The sequence below is a fragment of the Vibrio penaeicida genome (assembly GCF_030689305.1).
Taxonomy (GTDB): Bacteria; Pseudomonadota; Gammaproteobacteria; order Enterobacterales; family Vibrionaceae; genus Vibrio; species Vibrio penaeicida_B.
Map to the genome: position 1 here is coordinate 33,904 of NZ_JAUYVM010000023.1, position 21,169 is coordinate 55,072.

Genomic DNA, 21,169 nt, shown 5'->3' on the forward strand with positions numbered 1-21,169 from the left:
CAGGACCGATTTACAGCCGTATACTCTGATGAATGGATTCTTAAAAACAGATGTGGCTAATTCAACATCAATACTTACAATAAAAGTCTAAGGATCCTGTTATGACTAAGACGTTCGATCTTAATCACACCTCAACTCATGCTGCGACGCGTATCGAAGAAGATCTCCTCGGTCAACGTCACGTTCCTTCTGATGCCTACTACGGTATTCACACGCTAAGAGCCATCGAAAACTTCAACATTTCCAGTGCCACCATCTCTGATGTCCCAGAATTTGTGCGCGGTATGGTGATGACAAAGAAAGCTGCCGCATTGGCAAATAAAGAGCTCGGTGTCATTCCGTCTGAAGTCGCCAATCCTATTATTCAAGCTTGTGATGCCATTTTAGAAACGGGCAAATGCATGGATCAATTTCCATCTGACGTCTTTCAAGGCGGTGCTGGCACCTCCGTAAACATGAACACCAATGAGGTGATAGCCAACCTCGCGCTGGAATTGATGGGCAAAGAAAAAGGGCAATACGAATTCATTAACCCGAATGATCATGTCAATAAAAGCCAGTCGACCAACTGCGCGTACCCAACGGGTTTTCGCATCGCCGTGTACAACAGCGTAAGCAAACTAGTGGACGCCATTGAATACCTCAAAGGGGCGTTTGAACTGAAAAGCCAAGAGTTCAATGATGTCCTTAAAATGGGTCGAACTCAGCTGCAAGATGCGGTGCCAATGACGGTTGGACAAGAATTCCACGCTTGGGCGGTGACCTTAAATGAAGAAATTCGCAATCTTCAGTACACTTCTAAACTGCTATTGGAAGTCAACATTGGCGCAACGGCAATCGGCACAGGGTTAAACGCTGCCGAAGGCTATCAAGCGTCTGCGATCAAGCACTTGGCACAAGTAACGGGGTTAGACTGCGTTCCAGCAGAAGATTTAATTGAAGCCACCTCAGACTGTGGTGCATACGTGATGATACATGGCGCCTTGAAACGACTCGCCGTGAAGCTGTCTAAGATCTGTAATGACTTACGCCTGCTGTCTTCAGGGCCTCGCGCCGGTTTCAACGAGCTCAACCTACCTGAATTGCAAGCAGGCTCATCCATTATGCCTGCCAAAGTAAACCCTGTTGTGCCTGAAGTGGTTAACCAAGTATGCTTCAAGGTTTTGGGTAACGACAACACTGTCTCTTTTGCGGCTGAGGGCGGACAATTGCAGCTCAACGTGATGGAACCAGTTATCGCCCAAAGTATGTTTGAATCTTTGGAAATTCTAACCAACGCCTGCGTTAACTTACGCGATAAGTGCATCGATGGCATTACCGTCAATAAAGACGTTTGCGAAAGCTATGTTTATAACTCTATTGGCATTGTCACTTACCTCAACCCATACATTGGTCACCATGAAGGTGATATCGTAGGGAAAATCTGCGCAGAAACAGGTAAAAGCGTAAGAGATGTGGTGCTAGAAAGAGGCTTGCTCACAGAAGAAGAATTGGACGATATCTTCTCAGTGGAGAATCTTATGCACCCTAAGTACAAAGCCAAACGATTTAACTAAATGAATGGGACCAGTGGTCCCATTTTGTTTTCTGCCTAATGAGTTTTGCTGACAATGTTTGCTGACAATAGCGCCAATTAGCACAAGTTTGTTTTATATCAGTCCTATTACACCTAGCCATCTGCTATAGTCTGCGCCGTTTTCAGCATTCTATGAATTTTTATGCTGATTTTTATCCTTCTTTTTCCAATGAAAGGGGGATTTTCCACTTGGAATTTAAGATAAGGTACGACGTATGATTATGGTCGAGTTGTTAGTAGTCCTGCTCTTTATTTATTTAGGAGCAAGAATCGGAGGCATCGGCATTGGATTCGCTGGTGGTGCAGGTGTCGTAGCGTTAACCATGGTGCTGGGTGTCCCAGCTGGCAATATTCCTGTCGATGTCATCTTGATCATTGCATCGGTCATTACTGCGATTGCTGCAATGCAAGTGGCAGGCGGTATGGATTGGTTGGTCGATCTGGCTGAACAGTTTCTTCGAAAGAACCCAAAACACATTACATTTTATGCCCCGGTTGTTACTTACCTAATGACACTGTTAGCCGGAACTGGGCACACAGCATTTTCCACATTACCGGTGATCGCTGAAGTGGCAAAAGAGCAAGGCGTTCGTCCATCACGCCCACTTTCCATCGCTGTGGTAGCTTCTCAAATCGCCATTACCGCTTCGCCTATTTCAGCGGCAGTGGTGTTTTTCTCTGGCATTCTGGAACCACTCGGAGTGGGTTACCTAACGCTACTGGCTGTGTGCATTCCAACCACGTTCGTAGCGTGCATGGTCGGTGCATTTGTGTCTAACTTCCTAGGCAGCGAGCTAAAGGATGATCCTATTTATCAGGATCGTTTGGCGAAAGGGCTAATCAAAATGCAAGGTACGCAAAAGCGTGAAATCTTGCCCACAGCAAAAACCTCCGTTTATATCTTCTTTGCGGCCATTGTTGCGGTTGTCGCGTACGCCACGATGATTTCAAACGCTGTGGGTTTAATTGAAAACCCCGCGATCGGTCGAAACCAAGCCATTATGGCGTTAATGCTGACCGCTGCCACCGCTATTGTGATGATCACTAAAATCGATGCTTCGAACATTGCCAACGCCGCAACGTTCAAATCTGGCATGAGCGCATGTGTGTGTGTGCTTGGTGTTGCTTGGCTTGGTGATACCTTCGTTTCAAGCCACATCGACCAAATCAAAGATCTGTCGGCACACATTCTTGAGCAATACCCATGGATGCTTGCCATTACCTTGTTCTTCGCATCAATGTTGCTTTATTCGCAAGGTGCGACCACCACAGCTTTGATGCCAGCAGCATTAGCGATTGGCGTTGCACCATTAACAGCCGTGGCGTCTTTTGCGGCAGTTAGTGCTTTGTTTGTTCTGCCAACTTACCCAACACTACTGGCCGCAGTCGAAATGGATGATACTGGCTCTACTCGAATTGGGCAGTGGGTATTCAATCACCCATTCTTCATCCCAGGTGTCGTCACCATTACAACCGCTGTTGCCTTAGGCTTTGCCTTTGGCGGTATGATGATTTAATCATCACAAAAGTTTGGAAAGGAGCGCACTGCGCTCCTTTTTTTCTTCTGCTAAACGCAATGATACCCAAGTGACCTCAATATGCAGGATTCAGAGCTCTATCGCCAACCTCAGTCCTGGCCTCTCTATTTAAACCCATCCTATCAAAGCTTTTTGACGATGAAAGTAGGCAAAAGATAGGCTCCCAAGGGCGAGATTGCTTAGCTTTTATGCTGCGTTATCGATTTTTGATTTAGAACTACTAAATTGACAAATCAATGCCTTGCCTAAAAACCAAGCAATACTCGCTGAACCTAGCATATTGAGGTTACTTGGGTATATGATGAAACTTATTGCGCCTCTATCAGGTCTGATAAGGTATTCATTTTTTGACAAGTAATGTAATGAAAACTCTGCGATCATTTTTATATTGGCTGGTATTGAGTGTGTGGCTTACTGCACCAGCATCTGCTGAATTGTTTTCGAACAATGCTCAAGGGTTCACGCCCAGCTTCGATAACTCACCGAATCAATTTGTCCCTGTAGACGAAGCCTTCCCATTTAACTTTTTCCAAGACAATGATCGCATTCGCCTTGAATGGCAGGTCAAAGATGAATACTACCTTTATCAAGAACGTATTTCGGTCTCCGCAAATGGCGCTGAAATTGGTTCAATTGAAATGCGAGATGGTCAGCCGTACAAAGACGAGTTTTTTGGCGATGTTCGAATCTATACGTCTCCGCTCACCGTTACCGTGCCGCTGCTGTCAGCTACAAGTAACGCAGAGCTGGAAGTCCGCTATCAAGGCTGTGCAAAAGCAGGATTTTGCTACCCACCAGAAATTCGCACGGTGCCGATTTCAGCATTTACTTCCACAGTGGGTACTGACTCATCAAGTTCAGTGAATGCAGCGCCTAGCGGCTCAAAATCAAATGGCTCGGAATCCAAAAGTTCGCCTGCTTCATCAACCATTTCACAATCACAAGAATCAGGGTTTGCGGACAAACTGGCCAACAGTTGGTGGACGCCCTTACTGTTCTTTGCTTTGGGTGTAGGTTTAGCTTTCACCCCTTGTGTTCTACCGATGTACCCAATCCTCACCAGTATCGTATTGGGCGGCGGCCAAATCTCGCAGAAACGTGCGCTTGGTTTGTCGTTTGTGTACGTTCAAGGGATGGCGCTCACCTACACTATTCTTGGGCTAGTCGTTGCATCGGCTGGGCTTCAATTCCAAGCCGCCATGCAGCATCACTATGTGTTGATTGGCTTAAGTGTGCTGTTTATTGCCCTTTCCGCTTCCATGTTTGGGGCTTACACCCTTCAATTACCAAGCGGAGTTCAAACTTGGCTTAATAACCTTAGTAACAAACAACAAGGTGGCAGCAATGCCGGCGTGTTTGCTATGGGTGCGATTTCAGGTTTAGTGTGCTCACCTTGTACCACGGCTCCGCTGTCTGGCGCACTTTTGTATGTTGCTCAAAGCGGCGACATGCTCACGGGTGGCGTTGCATTGTATGCCTTAGCGCTCGGAATGGGCATTCCACTTATTGCGGTTGCCGTATTTGGTAATAAGCTTCTGCCAAGAGCGGGGGGTTGGATGGATCGCGTTAAAATGATGTTCGGGTTCATTTTACTTGCTGCGCCGATTTTCCTACTCGAGCGAATTCTTCCAGAGCTCTGGACTCAAATTATGTGGTCGCTACTTGGCTTAGCCGCTTTTGGCTGGCTTTACCACGCGAAGAACAGTTTGCCATTTGGTGGTTGGAAGCAAAGCTTAGTCGGCATTATTGCCATGCTCGGAATTGTCGCATCTGCACAGCCTATTCTTTCTCAATGGTGGAACCCATCTGCGGTTGCTCAAGCCGAGCCAACCGTGGCGTTCAAACGAGTCAAAAGCCTTGCAGCGCTAGAAGCAGAACTGCAGGCGGCCAAGCAGGCAGGGAAACCCGTCATGCTCGATTTCTACGCCGATTGGTGTGTCGCGTGTAAAGAATTTGAAAAATACACCTTCCACGCCCCTGAAGTGGAAGCAAAACTTCAGGGCTATGTATTGCTTCAAGCCGATGTGACGAGAAGCATGCCAGAAGACATTGAATTGCTGCAGAAACTCGAAGTATTGGGGTTGCCCACTATTGAGTTTTGGGACGCAAATGGGGAATATTTGCCCAATGCGCGCCTCACTGGTTTTATGCCAGCCGAACCATTTCTTGCGCACTTAAACGCACTGTAACCGTTCTAGCAAAGTAAACACCTCTATGTGAGCCCGATTTTTCGGGCTCACATTTTTTTGTTTCATTTCTGTTAAAAGCTCAAATTTTCAACATAATAATCTCAGTGACGTAACTGAGTTTTTTATCATGAAACGGATTATCTACACATTGTGTGTAAGTTTGGGGTGGCTGTTTTCCACAATGGTAACGCCCCATAATATGGCCGTTGCCAGTAATATCCAATCGAACAACATCGTAGTGCTCACTTCATTCCCTGAAAGCTTTTACTCTCCTATTCGAGAGGCGTTTCAGGATAAATACCCCAATACTCACCTTCGCTTCATCAATAAAAAAACACCCGCTTTAATGGCGCATCTAGAACAGCGCCGAAGCCCAAATGCCGACCTCATTTGGCTCAGCTCATCCGATGCCATGGCTCAGCTTGCCATTGCCGGTTTCATCCAGCAGAGCCATACCTTTGCGTGGTCGCAATTTGGCTTCTTTTGGAATACCGAACGACTTGAACAGATCAATCTACCCACGCCCACCAGCTGGGAAGTGATCACCTCTGAAAGTTTTCAAAACCAAATAGCCATGAGTGCGCCTTCTCGCTCTGGCACCAACCATCTGGTTATCGAACTTGTATTGCAGCAATACGGCTGGGAAGAAGGCTGGAAACTATTGTTAAAACTCGGGGGAAATCTAAGCACTATCACCGCGCGCAGCTTTGGCGTACGGGAAGGCATTTTAAGGCAGCGCTTTACGGTTGCCCCTGTCGTCGACTTTTTCTATCGCAGCGCGTTAGCCAATCAAGCTCCGGTTGGGTTTCATCCGTTCCCCGATTCGCCACTTATTCCAGCACAAATCGGCATCACCAAGCAATCTCCTTCTAATGCTATTCGCCATACCTTTGTTGATTTCATATTGTCTGATGAGGGGCAAGCTTTGCTCAACCAACCCAACATCAATCGAATTCCTTTTAAAGTGGGCGTTGAGATGGCAGAAAAAAGTGGTACGTCAGATTTCAATAGCGAGCTTTCCGCCAGCCGATATCACACCGTAAACGCTTTGTTCGACCAATGGATCACACATCGACTGGATGCTTTACATCGGTTTTGGGTCACATGGCACCACATCCATCAGCAACCACTCTCATCGCCCCAAAAACAAAAATTAGACGACATATGGGCGTCAATTAGCCAAATTCCTGTCGAAGAAGGCGTAGCCTCCGACCCTACTCTCAACCAAAAACTCAGTAGCGTGCACCGCTATGACGATTTTTATCAGCGAATAACGGGTCTATGGCAGTCGCAAATGAATGCTGATCTAGAGTCCGCCATATCCGAGCTAGAGCAGCTTTCTCGTGAGGTTTCCCCATGAAAAAACGCCACAGTATCGCGCTTAGAATCTTTGCACTTTTTATGGCGCTAGGCTGCCTTGCCATTGGTATGGTCGTATCCAACGTCGTCACACTCCAACACCTCGCCTCCTCTTCAGAAGCTTGGGGGCAAAAACAGCTTCCGGTTATGGTCGCTGCTGCCAAGTTTGCAGAGTTGGGCGGTCAAATAACGACAGACGCTACTCACTTGGCATTAGCCAAGTCCGCCAGTGCGCTTCAAGAGGCCAATCAAGATTTGCAAAATACGCTCCCCAAGCTGAGCAGTTTAGACCCGCAAAAGCTGTCTCCCAAACATCATCAAGAGATGCAACGGCTCGCTTTGGAACTCAAAGAAAACATTCGTAAAATCTATGCCAATACCGAGCAAAAACTGCTGATTCAAGAGCGCCAGCAACAACTTAGGCAACAGCTATATTGGACACAAATCGATTTTGTAGATGAAGTCATTCCGCTTACGGAAGAAAGCCAGTTCAACCTCGGATTGCTAATGGATAAGCTCGAAAAAAGTCAGGTGTTGTCTAAATCTGAATTTGTGTCACTTCAATTTGAGAGCAACAGCCAGAGCCAGCTTTTAAAGCTAGAAGCCGATGTAAACCTAGTGCTGGATCTGCTCCAGCGTGTCTCTCTATTTTCAAGCCAAACCGACATTTTGGCAGCGCAAAGCATGATCGATGAAACCATGGTCACCATTTATCAACAAATCAGCGCACTCAAGCCACTTCCTAGCACGGTAACCATTCGTCAAATTGCGTCGCAGCTCAACGACCATGTTACTGGGAGTAATACCCCCATTCAGCGGGCACTCAGAGTGTTATCTCTCGATGAAGGAAACCAAGAATTGCTTGCTCAAAACCGAGCACTCATTCAAAGCATTCGCCAATTCATTTCAGAAGCCGTGCGCGAAGCCGAAGCACAGGCAACCAATACCGCAAGCAGTATTACCGATATCGTGAACACCAGCCGAACTCAACTCAACGTCACCATCGGCACTATTGCCATACTGACGATATTTGTTGCTTTATACCTTAAAAACCAGCTCCTCAGCCGATTAGCAACCGTACTTCGAAGCATGCGACATTTGGCGCAAGGTGAATTGCAAACACCGTTAAAAATAGCGGGGCAAGATGAAGTGGCCTCGTTGGCGCACGCCACCAATGTATTTAACCAAACCGCAAGACAATTGAGGCAACGTACCAGTGCTCTAGAAGAAAAAAACCACCAGCTTTTAGATGAAATTGAGCAGCGCCAGCAAGCAGAAAACAATTTAAAAGAAACCCAAGAAGAATTAGTTCAAGCCGCTAAACTGGCTGTGCTCGGTCAACTGACTTCCGGTATTGTGCATGAATTTAGCCAGCCATTAGCCGCCATTCGTTCGAACAGCTATCTCGCCTCTCAATACTTAAGTAAACAGCAACCAGAGCAAGCGCAAGAAAAATTGGACCGAATAGATCGCATCACCGACAGAGCAACAAAACTCTGCCAACACCTTAAATCCTTTGCTCGCAAAACCGACGACGTAACTCAAAGAACCTACGTATCCAAAGCGGTGATCAACGCCATAGATTTATTCACAGAAAGCTTGCCAGAGGATTGGGTCACCATCGATATTGCAACCGATTTATGCGTTCGTGCCAACGAAATACGGCTAGAGCAGGTCTTGGTCAACGCCATCAGCAATAGCTTAGATGCCATTCAGCAGAGACTAGGAGACGATGAATTTCATCCCTCTATTTCCATTTCAGCCCATCAATCGACCGACTGGGTCAACCTGTGTATCACCGATAATGGGTGTGGTATGACTCAAGAACAAGTCGATCAAATCTTTGAACCTTTCTTCACCACAAAAGAGGTGGGCAGCGGCTTAGGGCTCGGGATGTCGATAACACATAACATAATTCAAGATTTCGGCGGCACTATCTATGTGCAGTCTGAAATTAACACGGGAACGGAGGTTATGGTATGTCTCAAACCCATGTAGTACTGGTGGAAGACGATAAAGAACTCAGAGAAAGCCTGAGCGAGATCCTAGAACTGAATGACATGATCGTCACGGCATTTGCTTCTGCCGACAAAGCACTTCCTTGCATTCAATATAACGCCAATAGCATTGTCATTTCAGACATCAGAATGCCCAACATGGATGGTATGACGTTCTTACAACACCTACAGCAACTCGACGCGGAGTTGCCCGTGATTCTGATTTCAGGTCATGCGGACATCGAAACCGCGTTGCAATGCATTAAACAAGGTGCCTTTGATTTTGTCGAAAAACCGCTGAGACCAGAACATCTTATCGGGCTTGCAACCAAAGCCATTCAGCATCGTGCCCTCACGCTGGAAAACCGAAGGCTGAAACAAAGGAATCCTCGTAACATCACATTGGATGAACTGCTCATTGGCGAATCCGATTCCATGCAGAAACTCAAAAGCCGGTTAATGACCCTCGCTAATGCCGACGTCAACATTGTGATTAACGGAGAAACGGGCACAGGCAAAGAGAAAATCGCCCGTACCTTACACAGCCAGTCTGAACGCAGTGATAAACCATTTGTCGCCATTAACTGCGGCGCTATGCCAGAAAACCTGATTGAGTCGGAGCTGTTTGGTCATGAAGCAGGCAGCTTTACCGGAGCCAGTAAAAAACGGATCGGCAAAATAGAGTACGCTTCTGGTGGCACCTTATTTCTCGATGAAATAGAAAGCATGCCGTTATCCGCTCAAATCCGTTTACTGCGAGTCATTCAAGAAGGTGAATTGGAACGAGTGGGCAGTAATCAAGTCGTAAAAGTTGATTTGAAAGTTCTTTCCGCTTCAAAAGACGACTTATTCGACTTATCACAACGAGGCGTTTTCAGACAAGATTTGTACTACCGCCTAAACGTTGCCAACCTAGACATCCCACCACTGCGAGACCGAAAGTCTGATATCCCGATGCTATTGGGGTATTTCATTCACGGTGCCGAAAAGCGCCTTGGGCAGAAAGCCCCTACCCTAACGCCGATGCATTTCCAACATCTCATGTCTCATGACTGGCCCGGGAATGTGCGCGAACTGATGAACGAGGCAGATCGGATCGTTTTGGGCATATCGGATCTTATCTTCACCAGTAACCAGCAAGAATGTCACAGTTTGGCGCATCAGATGACTCAATTTGAATTTTCCGTCCTCCACCATACCTTGATTCAATTTGATGGTCATATTGGGGCGACAGCAGAACATTTAGATATTCCACGTAAGAATCTGTACCTGAGAATGAAAAAGTTTGGTTTGAAGAAAGAGGATTACGTTTTGCCTGAAGAGTAGGTCATCGATGACCTACTCACAGATCACATTGGTCATCATTTGACACACTGTAAGAAGCCGAAAAACCATAAGATACTAAAATTAAAGGAATTAATTTAAGTTTAACATTGGCATAACATTTGAACTAGTAACGATAGGTTATCGCGCAAATTCGCTGGTAACCCGCACATGGATAACCCTACGTTGATAAAAATGGAGTGCACAATGAAACATGGAATCAAACTGCTGACACTAACCAGCGCAATGATGCTCGCAATGGGCAGCGCATCCGCTTGGGCAATGTCGGACAAAGACTTGGTGATCGTCACCTCGTTTTCCAATGACGTGACCGACGTTTATAAAAAAGCGTTTGAAAAAAAATACCCCAACGTAAAAGTCGAAATCTTAAAGAAAAAAACCACATCCGGTATTAAGTATCTGCAAGAAACGGCTTCTCGTAACAACTCTGATATTTTCTGGGCATCGGCCCCCGATGCTTTTGAAGTGCTAAAAGACAACGACTTGCTGGCGCAATACCAATCGTCAGTCACTGGTATTCCCGAGAAAGTAGGATCATTTCCTATTAATGACCCAGACGGTTACTACAAAGGGTTTGCGCTTTCGGGCTACGGCATGATGTGGAACGAACGTTACATAAAAGCCAAAAAACTCCCGATCCCTAATGAGTGGGAAGATTTGGCTGACCCCATTTACCACAAACACGTAGGAATGTCGGCACCTTCACGCTCAGGAACCACTCACCTAACGGTAGAAGCGATCCTTCAAGGTAAGGGCTGGGAAGATGGTTGGGCGACGCTAAAAGCCATTTCAGGTAACTTTCGCGTAGTCACCGAGCGAAGTTTTGGTGTGCCGGATGGCGTGAACAGTGGCTCATTTGGCGTGGGTATTGTGATTGATTTCTTTGGTCTGTCGTCGAAAGCAACAGGTTTCCCAGTCGACTTCCACTATCCGACGGTGACGGCACTTGTTCCCGCTAACGTCGGTAAAGTCAAAAATGCACCGAACCAAGAAGCGGCTGGCGCTTTTATCGATTTCCTACTCTCTGACGAAGGGCAAGAACTCCTTCTCGATGAAGGGATTCAGCGCTTACCCGTCAACCCAAATGTATACAGCAAAACGCCTGAAGGTTTCCCAAACCCATTTACAGGTGAAAAGCTTGGAACGGTGGATTTCGATCTCAACCTATCCAAATCTCGCTACAACGTCGTCAATAGCTTGTTCGACGTCATGATCACCTACCGTATGGGAGAATTGCGCAGTGCAACGAAAGCCATTCAAGAGGCTGAATCCAAAGCGAAATCTCAAAACAATGCCAAAGCACTAGAGCTGGTTGCTCAAGCTAAAGCGTTAATCAATCAAATGCCCATCACAGCACAAGAAGCCAGTGACCCTGATTTTGCCGGTATCTTCACCAAAAAGCGTAAGAAGAAAACCGACAAAGTCGGCGCTCGTCAGGCTGAAGTCGAACAAGCTTGGGATAAAAAAGTCGTCGTTAACTACGACAAAGCGAAAGCGCTTGCCGAACAAGCAATGGATATGCTGTAAGCCTTTTCCGCTCTACAACATCTGATTCCCCCACTTGTAGGTCAGCACCACGTAATTGCGTGGTGCTGGGGGGATTTTTATCTCAAGAACATGGAGTTTCTTATGAGTAGTGTCTCTCTTCCACAGTCAAAAGACGACACAGGACAAAAAGGCCGTGGTTTGCTGAAAAAAATTCGTGAAGATTGGGGATTATATTTATCCGCCATCATCATCGCCTTGTTCATCATCGTTTTTCTTTTTGTGCCCGTGTTAAAGGTCATTTTTGTCGCTTTCCAAGATCAAGAAGGCGGCTTTACACTGGTTAACTTTCAAGATTTTTTTGGTTCTTCTTTGTTCCAAGAATCTTTCTTTAACTCTTTCTACGTTGCCTTCATGTCGGTGGTGGTGGCGTCTATTATTGCCATGCCTTTGGCGTACTTCACCAGCCGATTCCAGTTTAAAGGTACGGTGCTGATTCAAACCTTAGGTATTGTGCCTCTTATCATGCCGCCCTTTATTGGCGCCGTCGCGATGCAATTGCTGTTTGGTGAAAACGGCACAATGAATTTGCTTTTGGACGAATATTTCGGTTTCACAATCCCGGTTATGGAGGGGTTGAATGGCGTTATCTTTGTTCAAAGCGTTCACTATTTCCCATTCATTCTGATTAACTTATCTGCCGCATTGCAAAACATTGATCGCTCAATGGAAGAATCGGCGCAGTCACTGGGTTCTTCAGGCTTAAAATTGTTTAGAAGAATCGTGTTCCCACTCGCTATGCCTGGCTATGTTGCGGGGGCATCGCTGGTGTTTGTGAAAGTGTTTGATGATTTAGGCACACCACTTTTACTCAACGTAAACAACATGCTGGCTCCACAAGCGTATTTGCGCATTTCATCGGTGGGTATTTCTGATCCGATGGGGTACGTTATTTCGGTTATTCTCGTGGCATTTTCTGTGTTTGCGCTTTGGGTTTCTTTCCAAGCGTTAAAAGGAAAAGACTACTCCACCACACAAAAAGGCGGCGGCGGTTTATCCAAGCGTGAGCTTCGTCCTATGGAAATGGTGGGTTGCTATGCGGTGATTGCCCTGATCCTCATGTTGGTTTTGGCACCGCACTTTGCTTTGTTGCTGCTTTCGTTTGGTACGATTTGGAGCTTTAGCCCACTCCCAGACGGCTTCACAATTGATCACTACACCACCGCGATCACTCAAGCATCTGACTTCATCACCAATACTCTGCTTTACGCTGGTTTAGCGGGCGTTATTGATGTCATTTTGGGCACCGCCATCGCTTACCTTGTCTGGCGCACAAAAATGGTAGGACGAAAATGGCTCGATTTTGGTGCCATGGCTGCCCTCGCGGTACCGGGTGTTGTTCTCGGCATTGGCTATTTGCGTACCTTCTATGACGTTGAATTACCGATTGTCGGCACATCGATGGCAACGTGGTGGGGAATCATTGTGATTGCGTTGTCTGTACGGCGCTTACCTTATGCGCTTCGCTCCTGCGTGGCTGCGTTACAGCAGGTTAGCCCTTCACTTGAAGAAGCATCCGAAAACCTAGGAGCAACCCGATCTCGAACCATCCGACGCATTGTCGTGCCACTAATGGCTGCAGGTATTTTAGCAGGGTTTGTCACCGCATTTGCCACTGCCGCGGTTGAGCTTTCCGCCACCATTATGCTCGTTGCACAAGAATCGGATGCCCCATTGGCCTACGGCTTGTACATCTTCATGCAAAGCGCTGCTGGGCGTGGTCCTGGTGCTGCTTTGGGTGTGATTGCCGTAGTGATTGTTGGGTTAGCGACGTACTTGTCGCACACCATTGTTGAACGTACTCGCCAAGCTCACGGCGAAAAGAGTCATTAGAGTCTATTGACCAATAAAAAAAGGAATTTCCCATGAGTTTAGAAAACAGCCAACAAGTCGGCATTACCATTAAGGATCTCACGTTAGCATTTGGGGAAACCGAGGTGCTAAAAGGGGTGAATTTGGACATCCAGCCCGGAGAGTTTTTCGCCTTTCTTGGTCCTTCCGGTTCAGGTAAATCTACCCTGCTCCGCGCGATCGCAGGATTTGGCCCCGTCCCTAATGGACAAATATTGTTGGGTGATGAAAACGTCATCGAACAGCCACCGTGGAAGCGCAACGTAGGTATGGTGTTCCAAAGCTACGCGTTATGGCCGCATATGACGGTGCGTCAGAATGTGGCGTATGGCTTGGAAGAGCGCAAAGTGCCGAAACCAGAAATCAAAAAACGGGTGGATGAAGCGCTCAACCTCGTCGGACTTTTTCATTTAGCTGAGCGCCGACCTTCGCAACTTTCTGGTGGTCAGCAGCAAAGGGTCGCCATTGCACGAACGGTGGTCGTTGAACCACGCGTGTTGCTTCTAGATGAACCCTTATCGAATCTGGATGCGAATTTGCGTGAACAAATGCGACGTGATCTTCTTGATCTGCAACGTCAATTAGGATTAACCACGATCTTTGTTACTCACGATCAAGAAGAAGCCAACACCATTTCAGATCGCATTGCGGTTTTGGATCAAGGCGTGATTCAACAGATCGGAGAACCCATTGAACTCTACGATAACCCTGCCAATAAGTTTGTTGCCGATTTCTTAGGTACTGCGAACGTATTGAATGGGCAAATCACTGAATCTGGTGGAAGCAGTGTGTTCCAATCAGAATCCGGTATTCTTTTCCCGTATCAAACGAAGGAACGAGGCGATATTTCGTTGGTATTCCGACCTCAAAGCTTAGAAATTTGCCATTCCTCACCCAATTCAGACGCGATAAAGTTGGAAGGAAAAGTGAAACATCGAGAGTTTTTAGGTCACTTAGTGCGTTACGGCATCGATATTGGCGGCCAAATGTTAATGGTCGATGATCCTCACTTGCGAGGTTCGACCCATATAAGAAATGGATCCCCAATCTTACTGCAACTTAACCCTGATGAAATCGTTGCTTTAAGCTAACCTATTGACATCAATATCAATTATTAAAGAGCTGGTCTATCTTAGTCTGGCTCTTTCACATTTTCAGAAGAAAAATCAGAGAATAAGCGCATATTAGTTGTTGTATTCTGGAGACGGTGATAATAATTAAATTAACTGTCTGTTAAAGAGTGCTTAACGTCATGGACTCGACCTACACCATCCTCATCGCCGATGATCACCCACTGTTCCGTAATGCTTTATTTCAGTCGGTACATATGGCGATCAGCGGAGCCAATCTGCTTGAAGCCGATTCTCTAGCGGCTTTACTTTCCCTTTTGGAGAAAGAGCAAGAACCCGATCTTCTGTTGCTAGACTTGAAGATGCCCGGCGCCAATGGAATGTCTGGTTTGATCCAACTTCGCGCCGAATACCCAGATCTCCCAATTGTCGTTATTTCCGCAAGTGAAGAATCCAGCGTCGTCACTCAAGTTAAAAGCCATGGTGCGTTTGGCTTTATTCCAAAATCAAGCGACATGAGAGAGCTGGTGGCTGCACTCAATCAGGTACTCAACGGAGAACCTTTCTTCCCTGAAGGGATGATCACCAATAACGCTGCATGTAATGAGCTAAGTGAAAAGATCGCCGCGTTAACCCCTCAACAATACCGCGTACTTGGTATGCTGTCCGACGGATTATTGAACAAGCAAATTGCGTACGAACTCAACGTTTCAGAAGCGACCATCAAAGCACACATGACCGCCATTTTTCGCAAGCTCGGTGTCAAAAACCGAACTCAAGCCGTCATCTTACTTCAGCAGATGGAACCCGAAGCTTAACCTCTGTCCTGACATTGCGATGACGTGAATTGAGCTCAATTTGATATTCTTCTAAGCCATGCACTCGCATGGCTTTGTCCCTCTCTTCATTAAGTCTGGGAGACTTCTTTGCTCAGTATCTTGATCACTCAATTTGTCGTTTTATGGGCCGTCATTGATCCTATCGGTTCGGTACCTGTTTACCTTTCTCAAACTAGTCACCTAACACCTCAACAGCGAAGAAAAGTCGCGTTAAAAGCCGTCGCAATAGCAACGGGGGTTTTGATGTTTTTCCTCGTAGCAGGTCAACTTCTATTGGAAGCAATGCAAATACCACTTCCAGCATTTCAAGCGGCCGGAGGACTGGTTTTACTGCTGTTTGCGCTAACAATGATTTTCGGCGAGAGTAAACCGGAACAAGAATCCAAAATGGCACCAGACAACAACCAAGAAAATCTGGCTGATCTCGCTGTTTACCCATTAGCCATCCCTTCAATTGCATCTCCAGGTGCAATGATGGCCATTGTTATGCTCACCGACAATTACCGATACTCGCTGGTCGATCAAAGCATCACTGCTGGTGTCATGTTGGCGGTACTCTTGATCACTTTGATTCTCTTATTAGGTGCAACGCATATCCAAAAAGTCATTGGCAATGTGGGTGCAGCCATCATTAGCCGTGTTATGGGACTCATCTTAGCCGCCGTGGCGCTCAACAACTTATTGATCGGAATACGTGATTTTTACATCCAATAGTGGCTTAGACACACCCAAACATTAGACCTTCGGCTAAGTTAACAACGTGTTAACATCTCACTTTTCGGAACACTCATCTTTAAGCCCCCGTTTTTAGGGGGCTTTTTCATTTCCTCGCCCAGACTAAAGTAGAAAAGAGTTCTTGATTTCATCTTGCTATTGTAAATCCTGATACAAATCGTTAACAACGAGCTGTTCATGTAATGAAGAGCATTCAATATCGTAAGGAGACGGCAATGGCGTTCGAAAACAAAGAACGGGCAAAGGCCTACTGGGACAAAAACGTAAGACTCATGATTTCCTTGATGGCAATCTGGTTTGTAGTGTCATTCGGTTGTGGCATTTTGTTTGTTGATGCACTAAATCAATTCCAACTTGGCGGATACAAGCTCGGTTTCTGGTTTGCGCAGCAAGGCTCAATTTACTGCTTCCTGGCAATCATTTTCTACTACGCGTGGAAGATGCGTCAGTTAGACCGCGAATTTGACGTGGACGAGTAAGGAGTCGCTAAGATGGATCTTAAAACAATTACATATTTAGTCGTCGGTGCCACCTTTGTAATTTACATCGGTATCGCCATTTGGGCCCGCGCTGGCTCGACCAAAGAGTTCTATGTTGCTGGCGGTGGTGTAAACCCTATCGCAAACGGCATGGCAACGGCAGCAGACTGGATGTCAGCAGCGTCGTTTATTTCGATGGCTGGCTTAATTGCCTTTATGGGTTACGGTGGTTCCGTATTCCTCATGGGCTGGACAGGCGGTTACGTATTACTTGCTCTGCTTCTTGCTCCTTACCTTCGTAAGTTTGGTAAGTTCACAGTGCCAGAATTCGTTGGTGAGCGCTTTTATTCCAACACTGCCCGCGTTGTAGCGGTAGCGTGTTTGATCATCGCATCGGTGACATACGTTATCGGTCAGATGAAAGGGGTGGGTGTTGCGTTTGGTCGTTTCCTTGAAGTGGACTACTCAACTGGTCTGTTGATTGGTATGTGTATCGTATTCATTTACGCTGTAATGGGCGGAATGAAAGGGATTACTTACACACAGATCGCTCAGTATTGCGTACTCATTTTAGCTTACACTATTCCCGCAATCTTCATTTCACTTCAACTAACAGGTAACCCTCTACCTCAAATTGGTTTAGGTGGGACCATGGTCGGAACCGATGTCTACTTGCTCGATCGGCTTGATCAAGTCGTCACAGAGCTCGGATTCACCGAATACACCACCGCCGTTCGGGGCGATACGCTGAACATGTTCGTTTACACCATGTCTCTGATGATTGGTACAGCGGGTCTACCTCACGTAATCATTCGTTTCTTCACTGTACCAAAAGTGCGTGATGCGAGAACTTCAGCAGGTTGGGCATTGTTCTTTATTGCGATCCTTTACACCACGGCTCCAGCTGTAGCGGCAATGGCTCGCTTGAACTTAATGGACACAGTAAACCCTGCTCAAGGTGAATACTTGAAATACGACGAGCGTCCAGCTTGGTTCAAAAACTGGGAGAAAACAGGTCTTCTAGGATTTGACGATAAGAATGGCGACGGTGAAATTCAGTACACCTCTGACAAAGCAACAAACGAGTTAAAAGTGGACCGTGACATCATGGTTCTGGCAAACCCTGAAATTGCGAAGCTACCTAACTGGGTCATCGCATTAGTAGCGGCTGGTGGCTTGGCGGCCGCACTCTCTACTGCTGCCGGCTTATTGCTCGCGATATCGTCGTCCATATCCCACGACTTAATAAAAGGGGTTATTAATCCGAACATATCCGAGAAGAAGGAGCTCCTCGCCAGTCGGATATCGATGGCGGTGGCAATTGCGGTGGCAGGCTATTTAGGCTTGAACCCACCCGGATTTGCTGCCGGTACCGTAGCCCTCGCCTTTGGTCTGGCCGCTTCGTCGATATTCCCCGCCTTGATGATGGGTATCTTCAGTAAGAACATCAACAAGGAAGGTGCAATCGCCGGTATGATTGCAGGTATTACGATTACTCTGTTCTACGTATTCCAACACAAAGGCATTTTGTTCATCGCCGATTGGAAATACCTAGAAAGCTGGGGCAGCAACTGGTTCCTAGGCATTGAACCAAATGCATTTGGTGCTATCGGTGCAGCCTTCAACTTCGCAGTCGCATTTGCTGTTTCTAAAGTAACCGCAGATACACCACAAGAAGTGAAAGACTTGGTTGAGCACGTACGTGTTCCAGCCGGCGCAGGCGACGCTCAATCACACTAATTAAAACACACGCCACAAAAGCCCCGACAGGGGCTTTTTTTATCTCCTCATCTGAGGCATTTTAGATAAAAGTCAGCAGGAAGAAGCCCAAACATGTTTAAAAACAAACACTTTATTATTGCCATGCTCATCGCCCCTATTCTTGCCATTATTGCGTATTTCGGTACAGATGCAGCAATAAGTGAGACTCCGCATGCCGCCAAAGAAGGGGAATCTTATAAACTGGCAAGCAAATCCAATTGCCGCTACACCAGCGGATTATGCAATATGGAAAATGGAGATTTTAAAGTTCAGTTTCGCTCGGAAGGGATTAAAGATGGTCAATTGACGTTAACTTTAAAAGCGGATTTACCTTTAGAGGGCGCAAAGATCGCAATAGCAGACTCCCCTGACGATAAACGTATTCCATCAAAAATGCGTAAAATCGATGCGCAAAACTGGCACTTAACCGTAAATGCTCCACAGAATGAAGACAGCAAGTTACTGATGGTGTTTCAATCTGGCGACACATTATATTACGGCGAAGCAAACACTCAGTTCGTGGTTTACGAAACGCTATTTACTGAAGACAAATAGCTTATTGAAGAGAAAAATTCACTCAAGAGACGAGTTAATCTGAATTTTCCACGATAGATCGATTAGCGAAATTCAGCCCTAAACAACATTAAAACTCCCCCAAAAACCGTCAATCTGACGGTTTTTCTATTTCAGCTCAATCAGGTTAACCTTCGAGAAATTATAAAATGCCAGAACATTAATAAATACTAACAATTTGTCCATTGATAAGCATATGAATTAGAAATAATAATGCGCGCGAAATAATAGATGTATCAATCAGGAAATTATAAAAGTGAATAAAACAATTCTACTGAGCGCACTTTCTCTAGCTATCGCTCTTCCAGCACAAGCTCAAGAAGACAAAGCGCCAACGTCAGTAAAAACAGAAGGCTTTTACGCAGGTTTGGATTTGGGACTTTCGGGAGAATCATCTGCCTCTGGAAAATCCATTTCTAGCGATAATCCATACAACTCTGACCTAGATATTGCATCAGGCTTCCACCTTGGTTATGAATTCAAAGCCAACGACAAAATTAATGTTGCTGCTGAGTTAGAATTTTATAACTGGGGCAACTATAAAACGTTCTCAGATAGTGCAGCTGAAGCTTATATCACCAGCACAGCACTTAATGTAAAACCAAAATACTACGTCAATGACAACATCTATATCGGTGGTACTCTTGGCTACGGTTCATACACTCTTAATCTGGACTTGGTAAACAGCTTTGCAATTAAGACATCAAGTGAAAATGGCTTCATTTACGGTTTAGAAGGTGGATACCAGCACCACAATGGCGTTTTAGCTCGTGCTGGCTATAAAAAGACAAGTATTGAAGACGGCGGTATCACGTTAGACCTAAGTTCGTTCTACGTAGGTATCGGCTACAAATTCTAATTTAAAAAGAGCGCCGAAAGGCGCTCTTTTTAAAAAATTTTTCGCAGTCTAGAACGTGGATATATCCAAAATCACCAAATTGTTTTGCCAATCAATTAAGTACGCGCCATCAATAAGCGGATCTTTGAAGAAAAAACATGCTTCATGTTTGCTCAATTTGCTTGAGAGCGAGAGTTCGAGGTCATCCAGCATTTTTGTTAGAATGACGTGTTTGTCATTGGGTAGATCAACTCCTTCAAGTATCGGGCAGTTGTTTAAGTCCGCTGGTAAGCTGTCAAACTTTATAACAGCGAAAAGCCACCACTGATTTTCTGAGGGAATGAGCCCATCGGGAGACGCTTTTCTTTTCCCTGTAATCCAATTTACCGAGACAGGTTGAAAGCCATTAAAGTTAATAAGCTTTCCTAACTTAACGGGATCTGTAGAGTCGTCTTTAGGTTCATGATCCGAATTACCCTCACATGCAAGAATTAATATGGAGACAAAAAAGATAATCAAGAGCCTCATACTCTATTCCTCAGTCTTCTGTTCTCCTTAGACTGCCTTTCTCTTTCATATCTACCTTTCTCTCTAGAAACTATACTTACGTTCTTACTTGAAAAACCTTTCCAAGAAATTGATCTAGTTAAAGTAGCCTTATTAAGGTAAGGATGTGCGAGACGAGTTATTGTCAATGCACCGTTTTCTGAGTCAGGAATACCCGTTGCAATATCATTAGCTCCAGGATTAAAGTTATACATATCTTCTGCGTTTAAAGTAACAATTGCATAGAACGAAGGATAGTTGTTTTCATCAACTACGACTTTCACATCCCCATAGAGCCAAATAGAGTGTGCTCCAATGGCTTTCTGCCAGTTTTCCGTTTTAGGGTAGGGAAATATCTTTTTATCAACGTTGCTACCGCCACACCGGATTTCAGGTCCGCTAACACAAAAGCTTCTGAGACTATTATTCTCCAACCATAAATCTTCTATCCCAAGCTTTATATGTAGTATCGCATTCTCAAGAGTTTTTCTTCCGCTTTCATCTCCAGAAACATATCTCTCATATGAGAAAGTTCTGGTGCTCCCTTTTCCCTCTAGAAAATGATTGTATGCAGCTGTCGCATCGGTCAGATCTGGTCTAATGGCTTCTGCAACACTTGTCATCGATTTCCATTTCAAAAGCGTCATTTTATCTTCAAGCGTGGGAGCTCTTTTCGGGAAGACTAGGTGCCCCTTATCATGTTGAATGTTAGGTCTTTTTCTTTTGTGCAAAGTGTAAGAGAATTTGGTATTAAAATATGTGCTCGGTAAATTTTTTTGATTTGGTATATCAGATGGAGATACACCCAATCGGTTTTTCTCTATTGCAACCGGATCAGTTTTAGGGTTTCCATAATAATTTCTGTTATATGATGTCATCTCAAATCACCAAGTAATTCCAATTGAGCAAAACATTACTGCTAGTCACTA

General features: G+C 45.6%; 17 protein-coding genes. 15 read left to right on the plus strand and 2 right to left on the minus strand.

The features are described from left to right. The first annotated feature begins 101 nt into the window (after window positions 1-101). From aspA to Q8W40_RS24950, 15 genes are all read left to right on the plus strand, one after another. Entirely contained in the window at window positions 102-1,556 is a 1,455-nt protein-coding gene (aspA, locus tag Q8W40_RS24880; RefSeq protein ID WP_305401101.1) for an aspartate ammonia-lyase, read from the plus strand. 235 nt (window positions 1,557-1,791) lie between these two features. Further along, a complete protein-coding gene (locus Q8W40_RS24885; RefSeq protein ID WP_305401102.1) occupies window positions 1,792-3,093 on the plus strand; it encodes an anaerobic C4-dicarboxylate transporter in 1,302 nt (433 codons plus the stop codon). A gap of 392 nt (window positions 3,094-3,485) precedes the next feature. Further along, a complete protein-coding gene (locus Q8W40_RS24890) occupies window positions 3,486-5,303 on the plus strand; it encodes a protein-disulfide reductase DsbD (RefSeq protein WP_370693430.1) in 1,818 nt (605 codons plus the stop codon). A gap of 127 nt (window positions 5,304-5,430) precedes the next feature. Then, window positions 5,431-6,663 (plus strand): ABC transporter substrate-binding protein, encoded by a 1,233-nt coding sequence (locus tag Q8W40_RS24895; RefSeq protein ID WP_305401105.1) that lies wholly within the window; start codon window positions 5,431-5,433, stop codon window positions 6,661-6,663. Next, window positions 6,660-8,660 carry an ATP-binding protein gene (locus Q8W40_RS24900; RefSeq protein ID WP_305401107.1) on the plus strand — a complete coding sequence of 667 codons (2,001 nt, stop codon included), beginning with the start codon at window positions 6,660-6,662 and terminating at the stop codon, window positions 8,658-8,660. The genes Q8W40_RS24895 and Q8W40_RS24900 overlap by 4 nt, the downstream gene beginning before the upstream one ends. Next, a complete protein-coding gene (locus Q8W40_RS24905; protein WP_126609113.1) occupies window positions 8,642-9,985 on the plus strand; it encodes a sigma-54-dependent transcriptional regulator in 1,344 nt (447 codons plus the stop codon). Before Q8W40_RS24900 ends, Q8W40_RS24905 begins: the two co-directional genes overlap by 19 nt. Window positions 9,986-10,189: 204 nt before the next feature. Next, window positions 10,190-11,530 (plus strand): ABC transporter substrate-binding protein, encoded by a 1,341-nt coding sequence (locus tag Q8W40_RS24910; RefSeq protein ID WP_305401111.1) that lies wholly within the window; start codon window positions 10,190-10,192, stop codon window positions 11,528-11,530. A gap of 102 nt (window positions 11,531-11,632) precedes the next feature. Beyond that, window positions 11,633-13,381 (plus strand): ABC transporter permease, encoded by a 1,749-nt coding sequence (locus Q8W40_RS24915; protein ID WP_305401113.1) that lies wholly within the window; start codon window positions 11,633-11,635, stop codon window positions 13,379-13,381. Between the two features lie 32 nt (window positions 13,382-13,413). Continuing rightward, window positions 13,414-14,490: an ABC transporter ATP-binding protein gene (locus Q8W40_RS24920; protein ID WP_305401114.1), complete on the plus strand. Its 1,077-nt coding sequence runs from the start codon at window positions 13,414-13,416 to the stop codon at window positions 14,488-14,490. Window positions 14,491-14,651: 161 nt separating this feature from the next. After that, the gene (locus tag Q8W40_RS24925) at window positions 14,652-15,287 is read left to right on the plus strand and encodes a response regulator (RefSeq protein ID WP_305401115.1); all 636 of its coding nucleotides are present in this window, start codon (window positions 14,652-14,654) and stop codon (window positions 15,285-15,287) included. 108 nt (window positions 15,288-15,395) lie between these two features. After that, window positions 15,396-16,022: a MarC family protein gene (locus Q8W40_RS24930; protein WP_305401117.1), complete on the plus strand. Its 627-nt coding sequence runs from the start codon at window positions 15,396-15,398 to the stop codon at window positions 16,020-16,022. Between the two features lie 236 nt (window positions 16,023-16,258). Continuing rightward, a complete protein-coding gene (locus Q8W40_RS24935; protein WP_126609117.1) occupies window positions 16,259-16,522 on the plus strand; it encodes a DUF4212 domain-containing protein in 264 nt (87 codons plus the stop codon). Window positions 16,523-16,534: 12 nt separating this feature from the next. Continuing rightward, a complete protein-coding gene (locus Q8W40_RS24940) occupies window positions 16,535-18,262 on the plus strand; it encodes a sodium:solute symporter family protein (RefSeq protein WP_305401118.1) in 1,728 nt (575 codons plus the stop codon). Between the two features lie 93 nt (window positions 18,263-18,355). Further along, a complete protein-coding gene (locus tag Q8W40_RS24945; RefSeq protein ID WP_305401119.1) occupies window positions 18,356-18,838 on the plus strand; it encodes a hypothetical protein in 483 nt (160 codons plus the stop codon). Between the two features lie 274 nt (window positions 18,839-19,112). Then, window positions 19,113-19,715: a porin family protein gene (locus tag Q8W40_RS24950; protein WP_305401120.1), complete on the plus strand. Its 603-nt coding sequence runs from the start codon at window positions 19,113-19,115 to the stop codon at window positions 19,713-19,715. Window positions 19,716-19,763: 48 nt separating this feature from the next. On the opposite strand, the gene Q8W40_RS24955 is transcribed toward Q8W40_RS24950, so the two are convergent. After that, window positions 19,764-20,222 (minus strand): hypothetical protein, encoded by a 459-nt coding sequence (locus Q8W40_RS24955; RefSeq protein ID WP_305401121.1) that lies wholly within the window; start codon window positions 20,220-20,222, stop codon window positions 19,764-19,766. After that, entirely contained in the window at window positions 20,219-21,118 is a 900-nt protein-coding gene (locus tag Q8W40_RS24960) for a hypothetical protein (RefSeq protein WP_305401122.1), read from the minus strand. Before Q8W40_RS24960 ends, Q8W40_RS24955 begins: the two co-directional genes overlap by 4 nt. Window positions 21,119-21,169: the final 51 nt, after the last annotated feature.